Source organism: Proteus sp. NMG38-2 (genome assembly GCF_020640995.1).
Classification (GTDB): domain Bacteria; phylum Pseudomonadota; class Gammaproteobacteria; order Enterobacterales; family Enterobacteriaceae; genus Proteus.
The window spans coordinates 3,996,540-4,022,278 of record NZ_CP085481.1 but is presented as its reverse complement, the minus strand read 5'-3'; the positions used below and the strand labels follow the sequence as shown (position 1 = coordinate 4,022,278).

Here is a 25,739-nt window from a genome sequence, read left to right as displayed (position 1 = left end):
ACTAACATTTCAGAAGATGGACACAAAATCAATCTTACTTAATAGGCCCTCATAATAACGCAAACGATTGCGTTTGACATGCTAATTTTATGTAAAAAGGACATCTGTGGATAAAATTGTTGATAAGTGCGTATAACTAGGGGTTTTGCTGTGGAATTAAGCAAACGATTTTTTTTCTTAAAAAAACTATTGCCAGCCTCAGAAAACTCCCTATAATGCGTCCTCGTTGTCACGGCAAACCACGCTAAGTGAGTTAGCCGAGAGAACAAAGAAAAAAAGTGAAAAGCCTTGAAAATAAACGCTTGACACTGAATGAGGAAGATGTAGAATGCACCTCCTCGCAACAACGCAGAAGACCGGAAACGGCAGCAAATGTTGCACTGCTCTTTAACAAATTATCAGACAATCTGTGTGGGCACTCGCAGAGACGATATCTTCTAAAATATTAGATGTATCAAGTCTTGAAGAGTGAACAACAAAAGTAAATTCATTTATGAATAGCTAAGTTTTCGATTTCTTTGAGCATCAAACACTTTTAATTGAAGAGTTTGATCATGGCTCAGATTGAACGCTGGCGGCAGGCCTAACACATGCAAGTCGAGCGGTAACAGGAGAAAGCTTGCTTTCTTGCTGACGAGCGGCGGACGGGTGAGTAATGTATGGGGATCTGCCCGATAGAGGGGGATAACTACTGGAAACGGTGGCTAATACCGCATGACGTCTACGGACCAAAGCAGGGGCTCTTCGGACCTTGCGCTATCGGATGAACCCATATGGGATTAGCTAGTAGGTGAGGTAATGGCTCACCTAGGCGACGATCTCTAGCTGGTCTGAGAGGATGATCAGCCACACTGGGACTGAGACACGGCCCAGACTCCTACGGGAGGCAGCAGTGGGGAATATTGCACAATGGGCGCAAGCCTGATGCAGCCATGCCGCGTGTATGAAGAAGGCCTTAGGGTTGTAAAGTACTTTCAGCGGGGAGGAAGGTGATAAAGTTAATACCTTTGTCAATTGACGTTACCCGCAGAAGAAGCACCGGCTAACTCCGTGCCAGCAGCCGCGGTAATACGGAGGGTGCAAGCGTTAATCGGAATTACTGGGCGTAAAGCGCACGCAGGCGGTCAATTAAGTCAGATGTGAAAGCCCCGAGCTTAACTTGGGAATTGCATCTGAAACTGGTTGGCTAGAGTCTTGTAGAGGGGGGTAGAATTCCATGTGTAGCGGTGAAATGCGTAGAGATGTGGAGGAATACCGGTGGCGAAGGCGGCCCCCTGGACAAAGACTGACGCTCAGGTGCGAAAGCGTGGGGAGCAAACAGGATTAGATACCCTGGTAGTCCACGCTGTAAACGATGTCGATTTAGAGGTTGTGGTCTTGAACCGTGGCTTCTGGAGCTAACGCGTTAAATCGACCGCCTGGGGAGTACGGCCGCAAGGTTAAAACTCAAATGAATTGACGGGGGCCCGCACAAGCGGTGGAGCATGTGGTTTAATTCGATGCAACGCGAAGAACCTTACCTACTCTTGACATCCAGAGAATCCTTTAGAGATAGAGGAGTGCCTTCGGGAACTCTGAGACAGGTGCTGCATGGCTGTCGTCAGCTCGTGTTGTGAAATGTTGGGTTAAGTCCCGCAACGAGCGCAACCCTTATCCTTTGTTGCCAGCGCGTGATGGCGGGAACTCAAAGGAGACTGCCGGTGATAAACCGGAGGAAGGTGGGGATGACGTCAAGTCATCATGGCCCTTACGAGTAGGGCTACACACGTGCTACAATGGCAGATACAAAGAGAAGCGACCTCGCGAGAGCAAGCGGAACTCATAAAGTCTGTCGTAGTCCGGATTGGAGTCTGCAACTCGACTCCATGAAGTCGGAATCGCTAGTAATCGTAGATCAGAATGCTACGGTGAATACGTTCCCGGGCCTTGTACACACCGCCCGTCACACCATGGGAGTGGGTTGCAAAAGAAGTAGGTAGCTTAACCTTCGGGAGGGCGCTTACCACTTTGTGATTCATGACTGGGGTGAAGTCGTAACAAGGTAACCGTAGGGGAACCTGCGGTTGGATCACCTCCTTACCTAAGAGATACGTGTTATGTGTAGTGCTCACACAGATTGTCTGATGAAGAACGAGCAGAAATACCGGTATAGGCTTGTAGCTCAGGTGGTTAGAGCGCACCCCTGATAAGGGTGAGGTCGGTGGTTCAAGTCCACTCAGGCCTACCAAATCGTATTGATACTGCGTTGTGAATTCACTCGTTTACTTAATGTAAACTTCGTGACTCCACGCCTTGTCTCACTGCGATTGGCTCAATTCTTACTTAAAGGAAATTCCTGATAAGAGAGAAACCTGAGAAACGACACGGTATTAAGAATGCATTATGGGGCTATAGCTCAGCTGGGAGAGCGCCTGCCTTGCACGCAGGAGGTCAGCGGTTCGATCCCGCTTAGCTCCACCATAATCTCTTGAATATAAAAACAATAATTCAGAGTATATTAGCAATAGTATACTGCGAATTATTTTGCTCTTTAACAATCTGGAACAAGCTGAAAAATTGAAAACAAATCAATATATCACCGAGGTATATTGATGAGTCTCTCAAAATCTCAAACTTTGAATGTGTTTTTCGACATCAAAGTGGGATGAGCGAGCAATTTACAGTTCGAGGCGGCCAGCGCACAGTCAGCGCAACATACATGAGTATGTGAGCATGGCGAGCACTGCCCAACGACGAAATGTAATCTGCACAGTCATCACCACCCAGACGTCTTCAAGAAGAGACACCTTCGGGTTGTGAGGTTAAGCGAATAAGCGTACACGGTGGATGCCTAGGCAATCAGAGGCGATGAAGGACGTGCTAATCTGCGATAAGCGTCGGTAAGGTGATATGAACCGTTATAACCGACGATTTCCGAATGGGGAAACCCAATATCCAATGGATATTATCATGACGTGAATACATAGCGTCATGAAGCGAACCGGGAGAACTGAAACATCTCAGTACCCCGAGGAAAAGAAATCAACCGAGATTCCCCTAGTAGCGGCGAGCGAACGGGGAACAGCCCAGAGTCTTAATCAATAGCAGCATCAGGAGAACGGTCTGGAAAGTCCGGCAGTAAAGGGTGATAGCCCCGTATCTGAAGATGCTGTTATTGTGAACTCGACGAGTAGGGCGGGACACGTGTTATCCTGTCTGAATATGGGGGGACCATCCTCCAAGGCTAAATACTCCTGATTGACCGATAGTGAACCAGTACCGTGAGGGAAAGGCGAAAAGAACCCCGGCGAGGGGAGTGAAAAAGAACCTGAAACCGTGTACGTACAAGCAGTAGGAGCCTCTTTATGGGGTGACTGCGTACCTTTTGTATAATGGGTCAGCGACTTATATTCTGTAGCAAGGTTAACCGTATAGGGGAGCCGTAGGGAAACCGAGTCTTAACTGGGCGAATGAGTTGCAGGGTATAGACCCGAAACCCGGTGATCTATCCATGGGCAGGTTGAAGGTTGGGTAACACTAACTGGAGGACCGAACCGACTAATGTTGAAAAATTAGCGGATGACTTGTGGATGGGGGTGAAAGGCCAATCAAACCGGGAGATAGCTGGTTCTCCCCGAAAGCTATTTAGGTAGCGCCTCGTGAACTCATCTTCGGGGGTAGAGCACTGTTTCGACTAGGGGGTCATCCCGACTTACCAACTCGATGCAAACTGCGAATACCGAAGAATGTTATCACGGGAGACACACGGCGGGTGCTAACGTCCGTCGTGAAGAGGGAAACAACCCAGACCGCCAGCTAAGGTCCCAAAGTCATGGTTAAGTGGGAAACGAAGTGGGAAGGCTCAGACAGCCAGGATGTTGGCTTAGAAGCAGCCATCATTTAAAGAAAGCGTAATAGCTCACTGGTCGAGTCGGCCCGCGCGGAAGATGTAACGGGGCTAAACCATGCACCGAAGCTGCGGCAGCAATACTATGTATTGTTGGGTAGGGGAGCGTTCTGTAAGCCTGCGAAGGTGTACTGTGAGGTATGCTGGAGGTATCAGAAGTGCGAATGCTGACATAAGTAACGATAATGCGGGTGAAAAACCCGCACGCCGGAAGACCAAGGGTTCCTGTCCAACGTTAATCGGGGCAGGGTGAGTCGACCCCTAAGGCGAGGCTGAAAAGCGTAGTCGATGGGAAACGGGTTAATATTCCCGTACTGGTGGTAACTGCGATGGGGGAACGGAGAAGGCTAGGTTGTCCGGGCGACGGTCGTCCCGGTTCAAGCATGTAGGCAGAGTGATTAGGCAAATCCGGTCACTTAATGCTGAGGTGTGATGACGAGCCACTAAGGTGGTGAAGCAATTGATGCCCTGCTTCCAGGAAAAGCCTCTAAGCTTCAGGTTACCAACAATCGTACCCCAAACCGACACAGGTGGTCAGGTAGAGAATACTCAGGCGCTTGAGAGAACTCGGGTGAAGGAACTAGGCAAAATGGTGCCGTAACTTCGGGAGAAGGCACGCTGGCGGTAAGTGAAGTCCCTTGCGGACGGAGCCGAAGCCAGTCGAAGATACCAGCTGGCTGCAACTGTTTATTAAAAACACAGCACTGTGCAAACACGAAAGTGGACGTATACGGTGTGACGCCTGCCCGGTGCTGGAAGGTTAATTGATGGGGTTATCCTTAGGGAGAAGCTCTTGATCGAAGCCCCAGTAAACGGCGGCCGTAACTATAACGGTCCTAAGGTAGCGAAATTCCTTGTCGGGTAAGTTCCGACCTGCACGAATGGCGTAATGATGGCCAGGCTGTCTCCACCCGAGACTCAGTGAAATTGAACTCGCTGTGAAGATGCAGTGTACCCGCGGCAAGACGGAAAGACCCCGTGAACCTTTACTATAGCTTGACACTGAACATTGAGCCTTGATGTGTAGGATAGGTGGGAGACTATGAAATGTGGACGCCAGTCTGCATGGAGTCAACCTTGAAATACCACCCTTTAACGTTTGATGTTCTAACCTAGGTCCATAATCTGGATCGGGGACCGTGTCTGGTGGGTAGTTTGACTGGGGCGGTCTCCTCCTAAAGAGTAACGGAGGAGCACGAAGGTTGGCTAAGCATGGTCGGACATCATGCGGTTAGTGCAAAGGCATAAGCCAGCTTGACTGTGAGAGTGACGGCTCGAGCAGGTACGAAAGTAGGTCTTAGTGATCCGGTGGTTCTGAATGGAAGGGCCATCGCTCAACGGATAAAAGGTACTCCGGGGATAACAGGCTGATACCGCCCAAGAGTTCATATCGACGGCGGTGTTTGGCACCTCGATGTCGGCTCATCACATCCTGGGGCTGAAGTAGGTCCCAAGGGTATGGCTGTTCGCCATTTAAAGTGGTACGCGAGCTGGGTTTAGAACGTCGTGAGACAGTTCGGTCCCTATCTGCCGTGGGCGTTGGAAGATTGAGAGGGGTTGCTCCTAGTACGAGAGGACCGGAGTGAACGCACCACTGGTGTTCGGGTTGTCATGCCAATGGCATTGCCCGGTAGCTAAGTGCGGAAGAGATAACCGCTGAAAGCATCTAAGCGGGAAACTTGCCTCGAGATGAGTCTTCCCTGTCACCTTGAGTGACCTAAAGGAACGTTTAAGACTAAGACGTTGATAGGCTGGGTGTGTAAGCGTAGCGATACGTTGAGCTAACCAGTACTAATGAACCGTGAGGCTTAACCTGACAACACCGAAGGTGTTTTGTCTGAGAGACGAAAAGTAGATGAAGTAAGCTTGTTTAAGATTGAAATTGCTGGTTATGACGAGAAATCGGAGTAACGGGTGATTAAACAGACCAGTTTGTCTGGAACAAACTGGAACAGTGCGGAGCACTGGCCCCAAAGGGGTGAGTCTCAGGATGAGACGAATAATTAAAGAATTTGAAGAATTCTGCTTGGCGGCCATAGCGCAACGGTCCCACCTGATCCCATGCCGAACTCAGAAGTGAAACGTTGTAGCGCCGATGGTAGTGTGGGGTCTCCCCATGTGAGAGTAGGGAACTGCCAGGCATTAAATAAGACGAAAAAGCCAACCCAATGGGTTGGCTTTTTTGCGTTTAAGCTTTTTAAAAGCTCAAATCAATGAGTAATTTATCTTTGTTAATAAAATAATTGCTAAATAATACCTTGGCTCCAACGAGAAAACTGCTCAATTCCCATCCGATTTAATATGTAACGAAACCAAACACTGTAATTTTGTGCGTTCTCTTCAATATCTTGATAAAGATAATCGAGAGAGATCCAGCGATAATTCATCACTTCATTTGGATTACTAAGTGGTAATTCGTTACTAAACCCAAGAAATAGATGATCAAATTCATGTTCTATCAGATCATCAGTCACTTTTTCGTTATATAGAATAGTTCCAATAGATTGCATATCACATTTCATGCCTAATTCTTCATCTAAACGACGATGAATAGCATCTGAAACTAATTCGTTTGGAAGAGGATGACTACAACAAGTGTTTGCCCATAAACCACCAGAGTGATATTTAGATATTGCACGTTGTTGAATAAGTAATTGCTGCTTTGAATTAAAAATAAATATTGAAAAGGCTCGATGTAAGGCGCCTACAATATGAGCTTCAAGCTTTGGCATCGTTCCCAGCTCATTATCATTTTTATCTACGAGAATAACAGCGTCTTCCACAAGAAATCACCTTAATAAAATAATATATTGTTATAGCGTGAATATAACATGACTGTATATCAAATAACGATTTATTGTGTTGTCCTTTTTATGGCATCACATTTGTGATGCCTAGAATAAAAGGAAAAAGATCTAAGCAGTATAATATTGAACGCCAATCTTAATAAGTTCTCGGCCTTGTGATTTACGATATTTATTTGTATCTCTTAACGAATAAATACACCCACAGTATTCTTGTTGATAGAATTGTTCTCGCTTACTTATTTCTATCATTCTGGCTGAGCCACCTTTTTTACGCCAATTATAATCCCAATAAACCATATCTGGATAAGGCGCAACTGCTCTTTCGCCACAACCATTTATCTGTTTCATATCTTTCCACCGTGATATCCCAAGTGAACTTGAAATAACAGAAAAACCATTTTCAGCAGCATAAAGAGCTGTTCTTTCAAAACGCATATCAAAACACATTGTGCATCGGATACCACGTTCAGGCTCTTTTTCCATTCCCTTAGCTCTTTCAAACCAATTGTCAGTATCATAATCGGCATCGACAAAAGGAATATTATGTTTTTTAGCAAAACGGATATTTTCCTCTTTTCGAATTAAATACTCTTTTTGAGGATGAATATTGGGATTATAAAAAAAGATTGTATATTCAATGCCTGATGCTTGTAATGCTTCCATGACTTCACCAGAACAAGGGGCACAACAAGAATGTAATAAGAGTTTATTGGCATTTGCAGGTAATGTCAGTTTTTCTCGTATAAGTGTCATTGATGATCCTAAACTACGTTATTTTAGTTATAAAACAATGCTTATATTATAGATATAAATACGTAATTAATCTGCTGTTTTAAAATTATATTAAAATAACTATTTGTTTTACATGTATTTAAATAATGCAATATCAATATATAAGGTAATAGCTATCAGAGAGTTTACTAGATTCATATTCTGATGAGAGGTAAGATGAAATACTAATTCTGCTATTGTTTATAGCAAAATCAAAAATAAAGGAATTTAGTTATGCCGTCTATATTACCTCGTTCTGTAACCTCCCCAAAAAAATTCTTTATTGGTAGCCAACTTCTTGCTTCTGTTGGTAAATACGTTAAAGATTTTGGTGATAATGCTTTTATTATTAGTGATGAATTTTTCTTAGAAAAAGTAACTAAAGAAGCGCTTCCTTCTCTAAAAGAAAATAAGATTGGAGCGATTGTTGAAAAATTTAATTACGAATGTACTGAAGCAGAAGTTAATCGCCTTGGTCAAATTGCAATTGAGAATAAAGCGAACGTTATTATTGGTATTGGCGGTGGCAAGACATTAGACGTGTCTAAAGCGGTTGCTTATTATCAACATATTCCTGTTATTTTATTCCCTACAATTGCTTCTACTGACGCACCTTGTACTGCACTTTCAGTGTTATACAAAGAAAATGGTGAGTTTGATAAATATTTATTTTTACCACAAAACCCTGATGTTGTTATTGCAGACACTGCGATTATTGCCTCTGCACCACAACGTTTTTTCTCAGCGGGTGTTGGTGATGCTCTAGCGACTTACTTTGAAGCACGCGCTTGCTATCAAGCAGATGGTTTAAACTTAGTCAATCAACGCCCATCACGTACAGGCCTTGGTTTAGCACAATTATGCTTTGAAATGTTAAGTGAAAACATTGATAAAGCAATGGATGCTATCCGTCATAAAATTACTACACCAGCATTAGAACAAACTATTGAAGCAACAATTTATCTTAGTGGTGTTGGTGCCGAAGCTGGCGGTTTAGCCGCTGCTCATGCGGTTAACAATGGTATGTCTGCGGTTGAGTCTTTACATCGTGTTCAACATGGTGAAAAAGTTGTCTTTGGTTTATTAACACAATTAGTGCTAGAAAATGCGCCACAAGAAGAAATTGATGAAGTGATCCGTATTATTAAAGCGGCGGAATTACCACTGACACTTGAAGATATGGGTATGAAAGAATTCATTGAAAGCGAATGGCGTACTGTGGCGAAAATTGCCTGTGCCGAAGGTGATACCATGGGTAATATGCCAATGAGAGTCACTGAATACGATGTTTATAATGCAATGATCGCTGCTAATGCATTAGCTCATCGCTATAAATAATTCTTAGCTTGGCAAATGATTATCTTAAAACCCCAAATTTTATTTTGGGGTTTTTCTTTAATCCAAGGTTGGATTCATATGGGCAAGATCGAACGGTGTTATCTGATAAACATAGTAATTCAACCAGTTTGCAAACAATAAATGCCCATGGCTACGCCAAGAAGCGATAGGTTTTTTACTTGGATCATTATTAGGAAAATAATTTTCTGGTAATTGAGGATCTAGCCCTGCTTTAACATCACGATGATATTCATCTGCTAGTGTATTGGGATCGTATTCTGGGTGCCCAGTTGCAAAGACAACTCTTTTATCTTTTGATGCAAACAAATAAGCGCCAGCTTCTTCTGAAGTCGCAAGGATCTCTAAATCAGTATTATGTTGAATAAAATCGATAGGAAACCCTGCATAACGAGAATGGGGTGCAAAAAAAGTTTCATCAAATCCACGAGTCAATAATGAAAGAGGCGAGCAAGTGCTATGACGATATACTCCTGAAATTTTTTGTTCTAGCGTATATTTTGGTAATCCATATAAAATATTTAGCCCTGCTTGGGCAGCCCAGCAAATAAAAAGTGTTGAAGTGACGTGTTCTTTAGCCCATGTAATAACTTCCTTTATTTCATCCCAATAAGCCACATCTTCAAATTCGACTAACCCTAATGGTGCCCCTGTAACAATAAGACCATCAAAATTTTGTTCTTTAATTTGGTCAAAATCGCAATAGAAAGTATCGAGATGTTCTACTGGCGTATTTTTAGGGATACGAGAATCAATGCGTAATAATTGGATATCAATTTGCAGAGGGCTATTAGAAAGTAACCGCAGAAATTGATTTTCTGTTTCTATTTTCTTAGGCATTAAATTAAGGATAAGCACTTTTAAAGGGCGAATATCTTGAATACTCGCTCTACTGGATGTCATGACGAAGACATTCTCTTTTTGTAAACAACGGACTGCGGGCAGCTCATCGGGTACTCTAATTGGCATTTCAATAACCTCTAAAAAACATCTAGACATCTAGAAGCCTAAATTTAGCTAATAACCTTTTGAATGTCGAGGTCTTCATGTTGTGTATGAAGAATATTCATATAAGAAAAAGCTATATAGGTAAAATCATCAAGTATGAACACTCTTTTTTCCTTTCGTTAGTGATCTCTTCTAGATCCCTCGAGTTATTTTTGAAATTTCCGTTTTTGTACAATAAAAAAACACTATTGTAATCACATTGTTAAAAATTATTTAAATAAAAATGGAATTCATTTTTGATTTTTGTGAAAACTGCATTAATCTTAATCAGGTGTGTAAACGATTTTAGGGGAATGCAGAATGTCACAATCGTTAATAACAGAAGAATTAAATTTTACGCAATCTTTTGGTGAACAGGAAAAAGAGATAGTAAATCAAGACGTTAAGTTATTTTTAACTGATTTGGTTAATCATTTTTCAGAGAGAAGGGATACCTTATTAGCAGAAAGGGAACAGTGGAAAAATAAAGTTGATAATGGAATGCTTCCTGATTTTATTTCGGAATCAGATTCCATTATAAATTCGGATTGGAAAGTTAATCCAATACCTAAAGATCTGCAAGACCGTCGTGTTGAAATAACAGGGCCTGTTGATCGCAAAATGGTTATCAATGCATTGAATGCCAATGTAAAAGTCTTTATGGCGGACTTTGAAGATTCCTTAGCACCAACATGGGACAAAGTGATTGATGGTCAAATTAATCTGCGTGATGCCGTCAAAGGCACCATTTCTTATACCAATGAACAGGGTAAATGCTATCAACTTAAAGCATCACCGGCAGTATTGATTGCCAGAGTTAGAGGATTACATCTTCCTGAAAAACATGTGTTATGGCAGGGGGAGCCTATTTCTGGTGGATTATTTGATTTTGCTTTGTATTTTTATCATAACCACAAAGCACTGTTAGAAAAAGGAAGTGGACCATATTTCTACATTCCTAAATTGCAAACATGGCAAGAGGCTAAATGGTGGAGTGATGTTTTTCATTTCACTGAAAAACGCTTTGGTTTAGCAACAGGAACGATTAAAGCCACGGTATTAATTGAAACCTTACCCGCTGTTTTCCAAATGGAAGAAATCCTCTTCCACATGAAAGAGCATATTGTCGGGCTTAACTGTGGTCGTTGGGATTATATTTTTAGCTATATCAAGACATTAAAAAATTACCCTGATCGTGTATTACCAGATAGACAAGGGATCACGATGACTCAGCCTTTCTTGAGTGCTTATTCTCGTCTACTTGTTCAAACTTGCCATAAACGTGGCGCTTTTGCGATGGGAGGAATGTCTGCGTTTATTCCAAGTCGAGATCCTGAGCAAAACGGCATTATTTTGAAAAAAGTATTTGATGATAAAGAGCTTGAAGCAACAAATGGCCATGATGGTACTTGGATTGCTCATCCTGGTCTTGCTGAAACCGTATTAGCGGCTTTTGATGCCGTATTGGGAGCTCGTTCCAATCAACTTGATGTACAACGTAATGAAAAAATAACGGCAGAAATGTTATTAGCACCTTGTACAGGTGAACGTACAGAAAAGGGCATGAGAGCTAATATCCGTGTTGCTGTGCAATATATCGAAGCGTGGATTTCTGGTAATGGTTGCGTACCTATCTATGGACTAATGGAAGATGCCGCAACGGCAGAAATATCGCGTACTTCTATTTGGCAATGGATTCGCCACCAAAAAACGCTGTCTGATGGGCAAATTGTGACTAAAGATCTCTTCCGTAATATGTTGAAAGAAGAGCTTGAGGTGATACGCCAAGAAGTCGGTGATACTCGTTTCGAAGAAGGGCGTTTTAAAGAAGCCGCCTCTTTGATGGATAACATTACAACCCAAGATGAATTAGTCGATTTTCTGACTTTGCCGGGTTATCAACTTTTAAATTAAAAAAGATACGTCAAAACGTATTTATAAACTGCAAACATCATCACTACCGTATTTATAGGAGCTGTTTTTATGACTATTAGTAGATCAGAGCAAATCGCCCAATTAGAGAAAGAGTGGGAACAACCTCGCTGGAAAGGTATTACTCGTCCTTATAGCGCTGAAGATGTCATTAAATTAAGAGGTTCGGTTAACCCAGAACATACCTTAGCACGACGTGGCGCTCAAAGGCTTTGGTCATCATTAAATGGAAAATCGAAAAAAGGCTATGTGAATGCATTAGGGGCTTTAACGGGTGGGCAAGCGTTGCAACAAGCAAAAGCAGGGTTAGAAGCCGTTTATCTTTCAGGATGGCAAGTGGCTGCTGATGCTAACACTGCGGCAAGCATGTATCCTGATCAGTCTTTATATCCGGTTGATTCTGTTCCTAATATTGTACAACGTATCAATAATACTTTTAGACGAGCTGATCAAATTCAGTGGTCAAATGGTATTGGTCCTCAACATAAAGATTATATTGATTTCTTCCTTCCTATTGTGGCTGATGCGGAAGCGGGCTTTGGTGGTGTATTAAATGCCTTTGAATTAATGAAGGCGATGATTGAAGCTGGCGCAGCAGGTGTTCATTTTGAAGATCAGTTAGCCGCAGTGAAAAAATGCGGACATATGGGGGGGAAAGTATTAGTTCCAACCCAAGAAGCTGTACAAAAATTGGTTGCGGCACGTTTAGCTGCTGATGTGTCTGATGTACCAACTTTATTAGTTGCAAGAACAGATGCCGATGCCGCGGATCTCTTAACTTCTGATTGCGATCCTTATGATAGTTCGTTCTTAACAGGAGAACGTACACCTGAAGGTTTCTTCTGTACCCATGCTGGTATTGATCAAGCCATTAGCCGTGGTCTTGCTTATGCACCTTATGCCGATTTGGTGTGGTGTGAAACATCACTCCCCGATCTGAAAATGGCGGCTAAGTTTGCCGAAGCTATTCACGATAAATATCCCGGAAAAATGCTGGCTTATAACTGTTCACCTTCCTTTAACTGGAAAAAGAATCTTGATGATCGCACGATTGCGCATTTCCAAGATGAGCTTTCTGCAATGGGATATAAATTCCAATTTATTACTTTAGCGGGTATCCATAGCATGTGGTTCAACATGTTTGATTTAGCGCATGACTACGCTAAAGGTGAAGGTATGAAGCATTACGTTGAAAAAGTACAAGAAAAAGAATTTGCTGCACTTAATCAAGGTTATACCTTCTCCTCACATCAACAAGAAGTGGGAACAGGATATTTTGATAAAGTCACGACGATTATTCAAGGTGGTATGTCTTCTGTAACGGCACTAACAGGCTCAACAGAAGAGCAGCAATTCTAAAGTTTAAAAATATTATTATCTCTTTTTGTGGTGATAATTCAGGAGCAGGATGCTCCTCTTTTTCGTGAGGTTGTGAATGACGCCAGAAGATTTGATTGCTCAAACAATTTTACAGGGCTTTGATGCTCAATATGGTCGTTTCCTTGAGATAACATCAGGAGCTCAATATCGTTTTGAACAAGCAGATTGGCATGGTGCTCAACTGGCGATGAAAGAGCGCATCCGTTTATATGATAATCATGTTGGATTAGTGGTTGAACAACTTAGATGTATTCGTCACGACATTGATAAAGAAAGTCTTTTTTTACAAAAAGTAAAAGAAAACTATACGCAATTATTGCCTAATTATCCTCGATTTGAGATTGCAGAAAGCTTTTTTAATTCCGTTTATTGTCGTCTGTTTCACCATCGTGAATTGAATAAAAGAAATCTTTTTGTTTTTTCATCACAACCGGCTTATCGCTTTACGCAAGCCCCTCGACCATTATCAAAGCAGTTTGTTATTCAAAGTGATTTACCGACATTACTGCAAGACATCTTATCGCGCTTACCTTTACGGTTGCCGTGGCAAAATAAGCAACGAGATATTAATTCAATCTGTAATGTGCTAAATGCCCAGTTTTCTTCTTTGCAGTTACGTAATGCGGTATTTCATATTGCAAATGAACTCTTTTATCGAAATAAAGCTGCGTGGCTAATAGGTAAAATTGTTATTGATAATCAATATATTCCGTTTCTATTACCTATTCATAATATTGAACAACAATTGTTGATTGATACTTGTTTGATAACCGCAGATGAAGCCAGTATTGTCTTTGGTTTTGCCCGTTCTTATTTTATGGTTTATGCGCCATTTCCTGCGGCATTAGTTGCATGGTTAAGAGATATATTACCAGGGAAATCTATCGCTGAGCTTTATATGTCTATTGGATGTCAAAAACACGGTAAAACAGAATACTACCGCGAATACCTTGCTTTTATGAATTTTTCATCGGAGCAATTTATCGAAGCACCAGGAGTAAAAGGTATGGTGATGTTGGTGTTTACGTTACCAACGTATGATCGTGTTTTTAAAGTGATCAAAGATAAATTTGCGCCACAAAAAACGATCACCGCTGAGCGTGTAAAAGAGTGCTATCAATTAGTTAAAGAGCACGATCGTGTAGGTCGAATGGCAGATACTCAAGAATTTGAGAATTTTGTGGTCGATAAAAAAAGAATTAGCCCTGAGTTAATGGCTGTCTTTGAACAGGAGATCCCAAATAAATTGGAAGATCTTGGCGATAAGCTACTGATCCGCCATCTTTATATGGAACGCAGAATGACGCCTCTCAATATCTATATGGCGCAATGTAATGATAATCAACTCAAAGCTGTCGTCGAAGACTATGGCCAAGCATTAAAAGAACTTATCGCGGCGAATATTTTTCCTGGTGACATGTTATTTAAAAACTTTGGAGTGACTCGTCATCATCGTGTCATTTTCTATGATTATGATGAAATTAGCTATATTACAGATATGAATTTTCGGGCGATCCCTCCGGCCCGCTATCCTGAAGATGAATTAGCCAGTGAACCTTGGTATAGCGTTGCGCTTAATGATGTTTTTCCAGAAGAATTTCGTTATTTTTTATGCAGTGATAAACAAGTCTGTCGTTATTTTGAGGCTCAACATCATGATCTTTTATCACCAGAATATTGGCAACAACAACAGCAAAGAATTAAAGTAGGGTATATTGAGGATGTTTACGCTTATGCCCAAACTAAGCGATTTGCTTATCGTGATCAGTCAGGATAAAAAAGGTTAAAAACAAAGATAGGCATAAAGGGGATACCTATCTTTATTGAGCTAAATATATTTTTATTGCAAAAATTAGCGCTGAGCGCCAGCAACGGCTTCTCTAGCTAATTCAGTAATACGCTGGAAATCACCAGCTTTAACCGCATCATTAGGCACTAACCAAGAGCCACCAATACAAAGTACGCTTTCTAGCGCCAGATAATTACGGTAATTATCTGGTGAAATACCTCCGGTTGGACAGAAGCGAACTTTTGAGAATGGTCCTGCAATTGCTTTTAATGCCTTAACACCCCCGTTGGCTTCAGCAGGGAAAAACTTAAATTCATTTAAGCCATAACTCATACCGAGCATTAGCTCAGAAACTGTTGAAATACCAGGAATTAAAGGGATCGTTCCAGCTACTGCAGCTTTGAGTAGCGCTTCTGTTAACCCAGGGCTAATAGCAAATTGAGCGCCTGCTTCAGTAACTTGTGCTAACTGTTGTGGATTAATCACGGTTCCTGCACCCACAATGGCTTCTGGGACTTCTTTCGCAATACGGCGAATAGCTTCAATAGCGCAGTCTGTACGTAATGTGACTTCTAAAACTTTTACGCCACCTGCAACTAATGCTCTGGCAACAGGTACAGCTTCATCAATATGATTAATAACAATAACAGGAACGACAGGCCCTGATTTTAGTACAGACTCTGCACTTGTATTCCAATGATTCATCATTTGTATTTCCTAATTAGAAAATGGTGAGCAAATGAATTAAATCTGCTCTTCGTTAGGCATTAGACTTGTTGCTATTAAAAATCAATACAACAAGCACCTTGTTCAGCTCCGGATAAATGACGACGCAAATTCACAAATAGTTCACGGCCACAGCCTATGTCGTTCGCACTTAAATCAGGCATCTTATCTTGGCGAGCATTGAGCGTTTGTTCATCAACAAGGAGTGTTAACTCACCTGTTTTACCATTAACACGAATGATATCACCATCGTGCACTTTGGATAATAAACCACCATTAATAGCTTCAGGAGTGACATGAATTGCGGCAGGTACTTTACCAGATGCGCCTGAAAGTCGGCCATCGGTAACTAATGCTACTTTGTAGCCTTTATCCATTAACACCCCCAGTGGTGGCATTAATTTATGTAATTCTGGCATACCGTTGGCTTGTGGCCCTTGATAACGCACAACCACAACACAATCTTTATTTAGCTCACCGGCTTCAAATTTAGCGGCAATATCATGTTGGCTATTAAACACCACAGCAGGGGCTTCGATAATTTTATTTTCATCAGGTACGGCTGAAGTTTTCATTACAGCTCTGCCTAAATTACCTTGCATCACTTGTGTACCACCATGTGATGAGAATGGTGTATTGATATCAGCAATAACATCTTTATCTAAAGAGCTTGTTGTACCTTCGCGCCAATCAAGTTTACCCTCATTTAACCAAGGTTCTAAGGTATAACGCTCAATGCCAAATCCTGCAACAGTATTAACATCACGATGAATTAAGCCTTTTTTCAGTAGTTCGCGAATAATCAGTGCGATACCCCCTGCTGCTTGAAACTGGTTGATATCGGCAGGGCCATTAGGATAAATACGAGCAATCAGTGGCACAACTTGTGAAAGTTCAGAGAAATCATCCCAATTAATGATAATGCCAGCCGCGCGTGCCATTGCAACTAAGTGCATTGTTAGGTTAGTTGATCCACCCGTTGTTAATAGAGCAATAATGCCGTTTACAATGACCTTCTCGTCAACTAATTGACCGATAGGGAGGTAATTACCTGAGTTTTCAGTAAGGCGTACTATTTGGTTAGCCGCTGCATCCGTCAATGCATCACGCAAGGGGGTATCTGGATGAACAAAAGAAGCACCGGGTAAATGTAACCCCATCATTTCCATGACCATCTGATTTGAGTTCGCTGTACCGTAAAAGGTGCAGGTGCCAATACTATGGTAAGACGCTGCTTCGGCTTCTAACAATGCATGACGATCCACTTTACCTTCAGCATAAAGTTGGCGAATACGCACTTTTTCTTTATTGGGTAAACCACTCGTCATTGGGCCAGCAGGAACAAAAATAGCAGGAAGATGACCAAAAGAGAGTGCTGCCATTGTCAGTCCAGGAACAATTTTATCGCAGATCCCTAAATAGAGTGCACCATCAAACATATTATGAGATAAACCGACAGCCGCTGACATCGCAATCACATCCCGACTCAGGAGTGATAGTTCCATCCCATCTTGACCTTGAGTTACACCATCACACATAGCAGGAACACCACCTGCAACTTGCCCTACGGCACCAACAGCATGTAATGCCTTTTTAATTTTCTGGGGATAATTTTCATACGGCTGATGAGCTGACAACATATCATTGTAAGCAGTGATAATGGCAATATCATTATGAACCATATTTTTCAGGCGATTTTTATCATCAGCCTGACAAGCAGCGAAACCATGAGCCAAATTACCGCAAGCTAATTGAGCACGATGTACTGTTTGGCTTTTTGCAGCTTCGATTTTTTTCAGATAAGCACGACGAGTCAATTGTGAGCGAACAATAATGCGCTCTGTTACCTGTTTTACAGTCTCGTTAAGCGGAACAAAGTCGTTCTGAATTGGGTTATGGTTTTTAGGGTTCATAATGATGCTTCCTTTATTCACACAGGGTGATGAGCGTTACTATCGGCTATGAATAGAGCGTATTTTAATTTAGCTATAGTATTTGTTACCGGTAACATTGTTACGGGTAACAAGAAGAGTTGCAATACTCTTAATGCGTCTTAAACAACATCTGTGATCAACATCAATTTTTTTAGGTGATAAATAACAGTTTTTTAATATTTAACGAATATAAAGCCGAAACTCTGCCTTTTTAAAAAGCTGAATCGGTTTAATTAGGGAGTTCCTTCCTCATTGTTTGGTAACGAGGAAGGTGAAAGATAGGATCAGCTTTTTATACCACCATATTCACGGCTAATTTGTTTTGCGGCTTTGATAACCATAGCGCCTAATTCAGTGATACGTGAATCAGTCATTCTAGAAACAGGGCCTGAAAGTGAAATTGCAGCAAAAGGCTGGTGGTGTTCATCATAAATACAAGCACCAATACAGCGTAAGCCTAAAGCATGCTCTTCATCATCGAAAGAAAAACCTTGTTTACGAGCTTGATCCAAATTTTCTTTTAAAGAAGAAGGGAGTGTTCTGGTGTGAGGTGTATAGGCCATTAAGCCTTTTTTCTGGAGTAGCGGTAGCAATTTATTTTCTGGCAACGTCGAAAGAAATGCTTTACCAGCACCTGAAGCATGCATCGGTAATTTACCACCAATAGGAGCCGACATTCTCATTAGTGCATTACATTGCACTTGATCGACAATCACGGCATCAAATTCAATTTGGTCAAGAATAGCCAGATTGACGGTTTCACCAGAATCTTCCATCAACTGGCGCAAAATAGGATGCACCATTACTAAAAGATTACGAGTTTGCAGAAAGCTACTGCCAACAATAAAGGCGTGTGTACCAACAACCCACAATCCTAAATCTCCAACTTGACGGACAAAACCATGTTGCTGAAGTGTCGTGAGTAAACGGTGTGTTGTGGAATTAGGCAATCCAGCTTGAAAGGCGAGATCTGTTAGGGCGATACCCCCCGGAGATTCGGAAATATATTCCAATAATGTCAGTCCACGGCTTAATGACTGAACGGGGCCTCCTTGTGCAGTACTTTGAGTGGCAGTTGTTTTCGTCTTACGCGCTTTTTTATTTGTAGGGGAAACTGTCATGCATACACTCCAGAAATGCTATCCATATTAATATCTATTATGAACTATCTCGCATAATAAAACTCCTCCGATCACTGCATTTTTCAAAACAAAGTGTGTGATAAGAAATATTTATTAAAAGCATTTATTACTGAGTGAAAATCTCTCATCTTCGTCTTAGAAATCTTTCTAAAAAGATATGGTAGGATAAAAAAACAACGAAAGAAAAATAAAGAAATAAGAATAAAAACATTCTCGATTAAGAGGAAGCAACGTGGCAAACATAAAACAACAACTGGTAGAAGCATTAGAAAAACGTATCTTAGTACTTGATGGTGCAATGGGTACAATGATCCAGCAATATCAACTGACAGAAGCTGATTATCGAGGTGAGCGTTTTGCTAATTGGGGTTGTGATGTTAAAGGAAATAATGACCTTTTAGTGTTAACACAACCCCAGATTATTGCAGATATACATGATGCTTATTTTCAAGCGGGTGCTGATATTGTTGAAACCAATACCTTTAACTCAACGTCCATTGCGATGGCTGATTATCAGATGGAGTCGCTCTGTTTTGAGTTGAATGAAGAAGCTGCAAAATTAGCAAAAATCTGTGCAGATAAATGGAGTGCTTTAACACCTGATAAACCACGTTATGTTGCTGGTGTTTTAGGACCAACAAATAGAACGGCGTCCATATCTCCTGATGTTAATGATCCTGCATTTCGTAATGTTTCATTTGATAAGCTGGTGGATGCTTATCGAGAAGCGATTCGAGGACTAATTAAAGGCGGTGTCGATTTAATTATGGTCGAAACTATTTTCGACACATTAAATGCGAAAGCCGCTATTTTTGCGATTAAATGTGAATTTGAAGCGCTAAATATTGAATTACCTGTGATGATCTCAGGCACCATTACAGATGCTTCAGGAAGAACTTTAACGGGGCAAACAACAGAAGCGTTCTACCACTCATTACGTCATGCTGATGCACTCTCATTTGGTTTAAACTGTGCGTTAGGCCCTAAAGAATTACGCCAATATATTCAAACACTTTCGCAAATTTCTGAAGCCTATGTCAGCGCTCACCCTAATGCGGGTTTACCTAACGCATTTGGAGGTTATGACTTAGATGCTCAAGAAATGGCTGAGCAAATTAAAGAGTGGGCGCAAGCTGGTTTTCTCAATATTGTGGGGGGATGTTGTGGAACAACACCTGCACATATTCTTGCAATTTCACAAGCAGTAGAAGGTATCGCACCAAGAGTATTACCGACTCTTAAGAAAGCGTGTCGCCTTTCAGGTTTAGAGCCTTTAGCGATTGATGAGAACTCATTGTTTGTAAATGTGGGGGAACGAACTAACGTAACAGGCTCGGCGAAATTTAAGCGCTTGATAAAAGAAGGCAATTACCAAGAAGCATTGGATGTTGCACGTCAGCAAGTTGAGAATGGTGCTCAAATCATCGATATCAACATGGATGAAGGCATGCTAGATGCGGTTGAAGCCATGACACGTTTTCTCAATCTTATTGCTGGTGAGCCTGATATTGCCAAGGTTCCGGTGATGATCGACTCTTCAAAATGGGAAGTAATCGAAGAGGGATTAAAGTGTATCCAAGGCAAAGGAATTGTTAACTCAATTTCAATGAAAGAGGGAGAAACACCTTTTCTTGAACATGCTAAATTAGTGCGTAAATATGGTGCCGCTGTCGTTGTTATGGCGTTTGATGAAGTGGGACAAGCGGATACTCGAGAGCGTAAAATCGAAATCTGTCGTCGAGCTTATCAGTTATTAACAGAGCAAGCCGGTTTTCCTCCTGAAGATATTATTTTTGATCCTAATATTTTTGCAGTCGCGACAGGCATTGCTGAACATAATAATTATGCTGTTGATTTTATTGAGGTCTGTGCAGATATTAAATCTCAATTACCTTATGCTTTAATATCTGGCGGGGTGTCTAACGTTTCATTCTCATTCCGGGGTAACGATCCTGTTCGTGAAGCTATTCACTCTGTTTTTCTTTATTACGCCGTAAAAAATGGCATGGATATGGGGATTGTGAATGCAGGGCAACTTGCTATTTACGACTCATTGCCAGATGAACTGCGTAATGCGGTTGAAGACGTTATTTTAAATCGCCATGAAGAAAGCACAGATAATCTATTAGCATTGGCAGAGCGTTATCGTGGAACGAAAAATGATGAACAAAACCATCAACTTGCTGAATGGCGTCAATGGGATGTAGAAAAACGCTTAGAGTACGCCTTAGTTAAAGGGATCACTGAATTTATTGTTGAAGATACGGAAGCTTGTCGTCAACAAGCATCAAGCCCAATTGAAGTTATTGAAGGACCATTGATGAATGGTATGAATACAGTGGGTGATTTGTTTGGCGAAGGGAAAATGTTTTTACCTCAAGTAGTGAAATCAGCAAGGGTGATGAAACAAGCCGTTGCTTATCTTGAACCCTATATTCAAGCAACAAAACAAGCAGGTACTTCCGCAGGTAAAATTTTACTCGCTACTGTAAAAGGGGATGTTCACGATATTGGTAAAAATATTGTCGGAGTTGTTTTGCAGTGTAATAACTATGAGATTATCGATCTGGGGGTAATGGTACCTTGCGATAAGATCCTGCAAACGGCGATTGATGAAAAAGTTGATATTATTGGTCTTTCAGGTCTGATTACTCCGTCACTTGATGAAATGGTGAATGTGGCTAAAGAGATGGAAAGGCGAGGTTTTTCGTTACCATTAATGATTGGTGGTGCAACAACGTCTAAAGCCCATACAGCTGTAAAAATAGAACCAAATTATAGTCATCCTACTGTTTACGTGCAGAATGCATCACGTACGGTCGGTGTTGTTGCAGCTCTATTATCTGAAACACAAAAAGCGGATTTTGTTGCAAAAACACGGCGCGAATATGAAGTCGTACGCCAGCAATACGCTAGAAAAAAACCACGTACACCACCGGTCGCTTTAGACATTGCGCGATCCAATGCACTTAAAATTGATTGGCAAAATTACACGCCACCCAAACCGAACCAACTTGGTGTGCAAGAAATTACTGCAAGCATTGATGTGCTACGTGAATATATCGACTGGACGCCTTTCTTTATGACGTGGTCTTTAGCAGGTAAATATCCTCGTATTTTAGAAGATGACGTGGTCGGTGAAGAAGCGAAACGGGTATTCGCTGATGCGAACGCGATGCTGGATAAGCTAAGTCATGAAAACTTACTCACGCCTAAAGGTATTATGGGGATCTTTCCTGCTAATCGTTTGGGTGATGATATTGTTATTTATCAAGATGAAAGCCGACAACATGAGTTATTGCACAGTTGCCATTTGCGCCAGCAAACAGAGAAAAAAGAGTTTCCTAACTACTGTTTAGCCGATTTTATTGCGCCAGTGGAAAGTGGTGTTCCTGATTATTTCGGTGCTTTTGCTGTAACTGGAGGGCTAGAAGAAGACACGCTCGCCAATGCGTATGATAATGCCCATGATGATTACAATAAAATTATGGTGAAAGCGTTATCGGATCGTCTTGCTGAAGCTTTTGCAGAATATCTTCACCAACAAGTGAGAACAAAAATTTGGGGCTATAGCCCTGATGAAAATCTCTCTAATGACGAACTTATTCGAGAGAAATATCAAGGAACGCGACCTGCGCCGGGATATCCTGCTTGTCCTGAGCACACAGAAAAAGCGAAAATTTGGCAATTACTTGATGTTGAAAATCGCATTGGGATGAAACTAACAGATGCTTATGCCATGTGGCCTGGTGCTTCAGTATCGGGTTGGTATTTTAGTCATCCTGAAAGTAAATATTTCGCGGTTGCTCAAATTCAAAAAGATCAGGTTGAAGATTACGCAAAACGTCGAGGAATGAGTATAAGAGAAGTTGAGCGTTGGTTAGCGCCTAATTTAGGATATGAATCTTAGTTTGTTTTTATTTTTAGATCTCAATAATGTAATAAATAGTGAGGGGATAGTAATATCCCCTTGTTATTTTCACTAGTCGATCCCATTAAAGATGTTTAAGCTGTAAACCTGTATCAGAAAAAAGGACATTACAATGAACTATACTTTGTACCTTCAGAAAACCCCACCTGCTGGCGCTGAAGTGCCATTTCCTTCTTTGGCAAAAGGAAATTATCCATTAAGTGAAGTTTTAATTAATGCTTTTTTAAATCTGATGCAATTAACAGGAAGTTTAGATACAGAGGCAATTTTAGACGAAAAAGTATTTGATAATATTTGGCTAAAAGCAGAAATGACGCCTGCACGAATCGAAGAAGTGGGGGATTATCTTTATCATAAAATTCCTACTACTCCAGAGCCTGTTGAAGAAGAAATTGTGTTATTTAAGCAGGCGATGAAAGAAGAAGAAGCGTTATTAGCCAAAGAGAGTGAGAAAGAAGGCAATATTCCTATTTGTAAATTTGCCACTAATGATGGTTGGATTGTGACACCTAAAGAGTGCGAAATAATTGCAGCTACACTTACCGCTAAATTGCTGGAAGATAACCGAGTTTTCGTTGAAAAAATTGCAAATATGTCACATCTTGCTCATCGTTCTTTAGAAATTGCTTTAATTGATTTTGGTAAGTTTAATCAATTTGCTAAGAAATATGGTGGTTATCGGGTTTATTAATTTATTAGAAGCTAGGCTTCTAGAAAAAGAAGCCTAGATTAAATATTAAAATTTAAGATAAGTGGTATTTATTTTTTCTATGCTTTCTTTATGATTTGTTATTAATTCTAATATTTTATTATGATCTTTTAATTTGTCACTATTTTCTAATATAGATATATAATTTAAAGTAATTGTACATAGTTCATCAATGGCTTTATTTAAATTTTCATTATACTTCTTGGCTTTACTTGTTTCTTCTTCAATTTTCATTCCTATGTTTTTTTGTGATGTATTGTATTTAATTAAGCTTGAGAGAATTGTATTTTGGTCATCATATTCATTTATTTTCTTTTCGAGTTCTGGTGTTTCATCTAGTTTGTCTTTAAGGTTTTGAAAATAACTATCTAGAACTTTTATTATTTTTTTTATTTTGGTGTGATTTTCTATGATTTTATCAGATAGTTTCATAAATTCCTTTGTAAGCTGAATTTCTTTATTTGTAGTATTTATGCCTATTCTTTTTAATATATCTGAATAAAGGCTAATAGCTGAATGGTCTTTTTTCTTTTCTCTATGATGTATATCAATCATAGAGGAAAGGCTATCCTTATCGACTAATTCTAGATTGTATATGGCATCTATATTTTTAGAAATAGGACGCTTATCTTCTATATATTTTAAAAGAGAGAGCGTGGTATCGAGAGGAATATTCAGCGTAACTGAATTATTGTGCAAAGAATTAATTTCTTTTTTTATATCTGTAAGAATACTAGTATGAGGCTTATTAGTGCTAATTTTATTACTTATAATTTCACTTATACTCATGCTGTTATTGCTAGTTATATGCATTTTTTAATACTCCATTAATAGAATTAGGCTTTGATTCTAATTATTATTAAATGAAGTTCTTTAAAGCTTGCACCTTTTCAGCAATAAAGGTTGAATTTTGAGAGAGATAAAATTTTTATCTCTCTTTTCAATGTGAATGTGTTAAAACAAAGTATCATGCAATTTACGCACAATATTATCCGCATCTTTGCCATCAACTAATAAACATAAATTATGAGTACTTGCACCGTGGCTAATCATACGAATATTGTAATTTTCTAATGTGCCGAAAATCTTAATACCTAAACCATTTACCTGTGAAAGAGAGTTACCAATCACGGCAACTAACGCCAGATCTTCTTCTACTTCAACACGGCATAATGCAGAAAGCTCGGTTAATAAGGCATTTGTTAATAAACTGCCTGATGAATTTGTTGTACCTGTTGTATCAAGGGTTAAAGCAATACTGACTTCAGATGTTGTTATCACATCAACCGAAATATGATGGCGCGATAAAATGGTGAAAATTTCAGCCAAGAAACCACGCGCATGAAGCATTTTCAGGCTATGTAACGTGAGCAATGTTTGCTTTCTACGCAGTGCAATCGCACGGAATACAGGTGGATTTTCTGTTTGTGCACAAACTAACGTACCGCCTTCTTCGGGCGCTTTACTTGAGCCAACAAATACCGGAATGCCACTACGAACAGCAGGCAATAATGTAGCGGGGTGTAATATTTTAGCGCCAAAGGTTGCCATCTCTGCCGCTTCATCAAAGGCGATTTGATCAATACGATGCGCCTCTGGCACTATTCTTGGATCAGTGCTGTAAATGCCTGGTACATCCGTCCAGATATCTACACGAGACATTCCTAGTGCTTCACCAATCAATGCAGCCGTATAGTCGCTACCACCACGACCTAGAGTTGTGGTTCTACCTTTTGGCTCTTGACCAATAAAGCCTTGTGTGACAATAACTGTTTCATCTAGACGAGGCTGAAGAAGGCTTTGTGTGAGTTCGGTTAATTGCACCATATCAGGCTCAGCGTGACAAAATAGATCGTTCGTTTTCATCACTTTTCTGACATCAAACCAATCCGCTTGTATGCCATTTTCACGCAGTAACTCAACGAAAAGTAAGGTTGACATTAATTCACCATGACTTACAAGTTCGTCTGTTAATGCATCAGAAGTAGCTAACGTGGCCGCTTCAGAGAGCATCTCAATATTTTCAAGCAGGCGGTTTATTTCTTGGGAAATAATTTCTGGCTGAGAGAGTTGATTGATAATCGCGTACTCAATATCGCGGACTTGTGAAAGTAAAGCTTCTCGTTGTGAAGGCTCAGTGCCTGCTGCAAGTTCAATCAGTAGATTAGTGACTCCTGCAGATGCGGAAAGAACGACGACACGAACTGACTTTTGTTTCAGGATAATATCTGCACATTTTTCCATTGCTGAATAGTTAGCAACACTCGTGCCACCAAATTTAGCGATAGTGTATGGTGATGATGAAGATGAAGGCGTAGCAGTATTATCAGTCATTGTCGTATTCCTTTAGGCAAAAATGAGATGTTGGACACAATTAGGAATATCGGTT

14 protein-coding genes, 2 tRNA genes and 3 rRNA genes are annotated in these 25,739 nt (G+C 40.7%); 11 read left to right on the top strand and 8 right to left on the bottom strand.

Annotation, left to right across the window (positions count from 1 at the left end; genetic code table 11):
• Positions 1-536: 536 nt before the first annotated feature.
• From LG402_RS18865 to rrf, 5 genes are all read left to right on the top strand, one after another.
• Positions 537-2,079 (top strand): 16S ribosomal RNA (locus LG402_RS18865).
• Between the two features lie 71 nt (positions 2,080-2,150).
• Positions 2,151-2,227: transfer RNA gene (locus LG402_RS18860), tRNA-Ile, on the top strand.
• Positions 2,228-2,384: 157 nt separating this feature from the next.
• Positions 2,385-2,460, top strand: a tRNA-Ala gene (locus LG402_RS18855).
• 339 nt (positions 2,461-2,799) lie between these two features.
• A 23S ribosomal RNA gene (locus LG402_RS18850) occupies positions 2,800-5,702 on the top strand.
• A gap of 209 nt (positions 5,703-5,911) precedes the next feature.
• Positions 5,912-6,027, top strand: a 5S ribosomal RNA gene (gene rrf / locus LG402_RS18845).
• Together the 16S, 23S and 5S rRNA genes with 2 tRNA genes alongside form the textbook arrangement of a ribosomal RNA operon.
• 105 nt (positions 6,028-6,132) lie before the next feature.
• On the opposite strand, the gene idi is transcribed toward rrf, so the two are convergent.
• Positions 6,133-6,669: an isopentenyl-diphosphate Delta-isomerase gene (gene idi / locus LG402_RS18840; RefSeq protein ID WP_166539876.1), complete on the bottom strand. Its 537-nt coding sequence runs from the start codon at positions 6,667-6,669 to the stop codon at positions 6,133-6,135.
• 132 nt (positions 6,670-6,801) lie between these two features.
• The gene (locus LG402_RS18835; RefSeq protein ID WP_109408462.1) at positions 6,802-7,446 is read right to left on the bottom strand and encodes an epoxyqueuosine reductase QueH; all 645 of its coding nucleotides are present in this window, start codon (positions 7,444-7,446) and stop codon (positions 6,802-6,804) included.
• Between the two features lie 252 nt (positions 7,447-7,698).
• Here LG402_RS18835 and LG402_RS18830 point away from each other — a divergent pair, with 252 nt between their 5' ends.
• On the top strand, positions 7,699-8,802 hold the full coding sequence (locus tag LG402_RS18830) for a glycerol dehydrogenase (RefSeq protein WP_166539877.1): 1,104 nt from the start codon (positions 7,699-7,701) through the stop codon (positions 8,800-8,802).
• Positions 8,803-8,859: 57 nt separating this feature from the next.
• Here the strand turns inward: LG402_RS18830 and metA are convergent, their stop codons facing one another.
• The gene (gene metA, locus LG402_RS18825; RefSeq protein ID WP_166539878.1) at positions 8,860-9,789 is read right to left on the bottom strand and encodes a homoserine O-acetyltransferase MetA; all 930 of its coding nucleotides are present in this window, start codon (positions 9,787-9,789) and stop codon (positions 8,860-8,862) included.
• A gap of 339 nt (positions 9,790-10,128) precedes the next feature.
• Here metA and aceB point away from each other — a divergent pair, with 339 nt between their 5' ends.
• The 3 genes from aceB to aceK all read left to right on the top strand — a co-directional run bounded on the left by aceB (position 10,129) and on the right by aceK (position 14,896).
• Positions 10,129-11,721: a malate synthase A gene (gene aceB / locus LG402_RS18820; protein WP_166539879.1), complete on the top strand. Its 1,593-nt coding sequence runs from the start codon at positions 10,129-10,131 to the stop codon at positions 11,719-11,721.
• 69 nt (positions 11,722-11,790) lie between these two features.
• On the top strand, positions 11,791-13,098 hold the full coding sequence (aceA, locus tag LG402_RS18815) for an isocitrate lyase (protein ID WP_227336122.1): 1,308 nt from the start codon (positions 11,791-11,793) through the stop codon (positions 13,096-13,098).
• A gap of 76 nt (positions 13,099-13,174) precedes the next feature.
• On the top strand, positions 13,175-14,896 hold the full coding sequence (gene aceK, locus LG402_RS18810) for a bifunctional isocitrate dehydrogenase kinase/phosphatase (RefSeq protein WP_166539880.1): 1,722 nt from the start codon (positions 13,175-13,177) through the stop codon (positions 14,894-14,896).
• A 75-nt stretch (positions 14,897-14,971) separates the two neighbouring features.
• Here the strand turns inward: aceK and LG402_RS18805 are convergent, their stop codons facing one another.
• The 3 genes from LG402_RS18805 to iclR form a co-directional block, all read right to left on the bottom strand.
• A complete protein-coding gene (locus LG402_RS18805) occupies positions 14,972-15,613 on the bottom strand; it encodes a bifunctional 4-hydroxy-2-oxoglutarate aldolase/2-dehydro-3-deoxy-phosphogluconate aldolase (RefSeq protein ID WP_166539988.1) in 642 nt (213 codons plus the stop codon).
• 77 nt (positions 15,614-15,690) lie between these two features.
• Positions 15,691-17,547, bottom strand: coding sequence for a phosphogluconate dehydratase (gene edd, locus LG402_RS18800; protein WP_109408458.1), 1,857 nt, complete (start codon positions 17,545-17,547; stop codon positions 15,691-15,693).
• A 305-nt stretch (positions 17,548-17,852) separates the two neighbouring features.
• Positions 17,853-18,689: a glyoxylate bypass operon transcriptional repressor IclR gene (gene iclR, locus LG402_RS18795; protein WP_166539882.1), complete on the bottom strand. Its 837-nt coding sequence runs from the start codon at positions 18,687-18,689 to the stop codon at positions 17,853-17,855.
• Between the two features lie 253 nt (positions 18,690-18,942).
• On the opposite strand from iclR, the gene metH reads away from it, so the two are divergent.
• Positions 18,943-22,620 (top strand): methionine synthase, encoded by a 3,678-nt coding sequence (gene metH, locus LG402_RS18790; protein ID WP_166539883.1) that lies wholly within the window; start codon positions 18,943-18,945, stop codon positions 22,618-22,620.
• Positions 22,621-22,753: 133 nt separating this feature from the next.
• Positions 22,754-23,332 (top strand): hypothetical protein, encoded by a 579-nt coding sequence (locus LG402_RS18785; RefSeq protein WP_208105138.1) that lies wholly within the window; start codon positions 22,754-22,756, stop codon positions 23,330-23,332.
• Between the two features lie 45 nt (positions 23,333-23,377).
• Here LG402_RS18785 and LG402_RS18780 read toward each other — a convergent pair whose 3' ends face one another.
• Complete coding sequence (locus tag LG402_RS18780) at positions 23,378-24,163, bottom strand: hypothetical protein (RefSeq protein WP_227336121.1); 786 nt, start codon at positions 24,161-24,163, stop codon at positions 23,378-23,380.
• Positions 24,164-24,304: 141 nt separating this feature from the next.
• A complete protein-coding gene (lysC, locus tag LG402_RS18775; RefSeq protein ID WP_166539885.1) occupies positions 24,305-25,684 on the bottom strand; it encodes a lysine-sensitive aspartokinase 3 in 1,380 nt (459 codons plus the stop codon).
• Between the last annotated feature and the right edge of the window lie 55 nt (positions 25,685-25,739).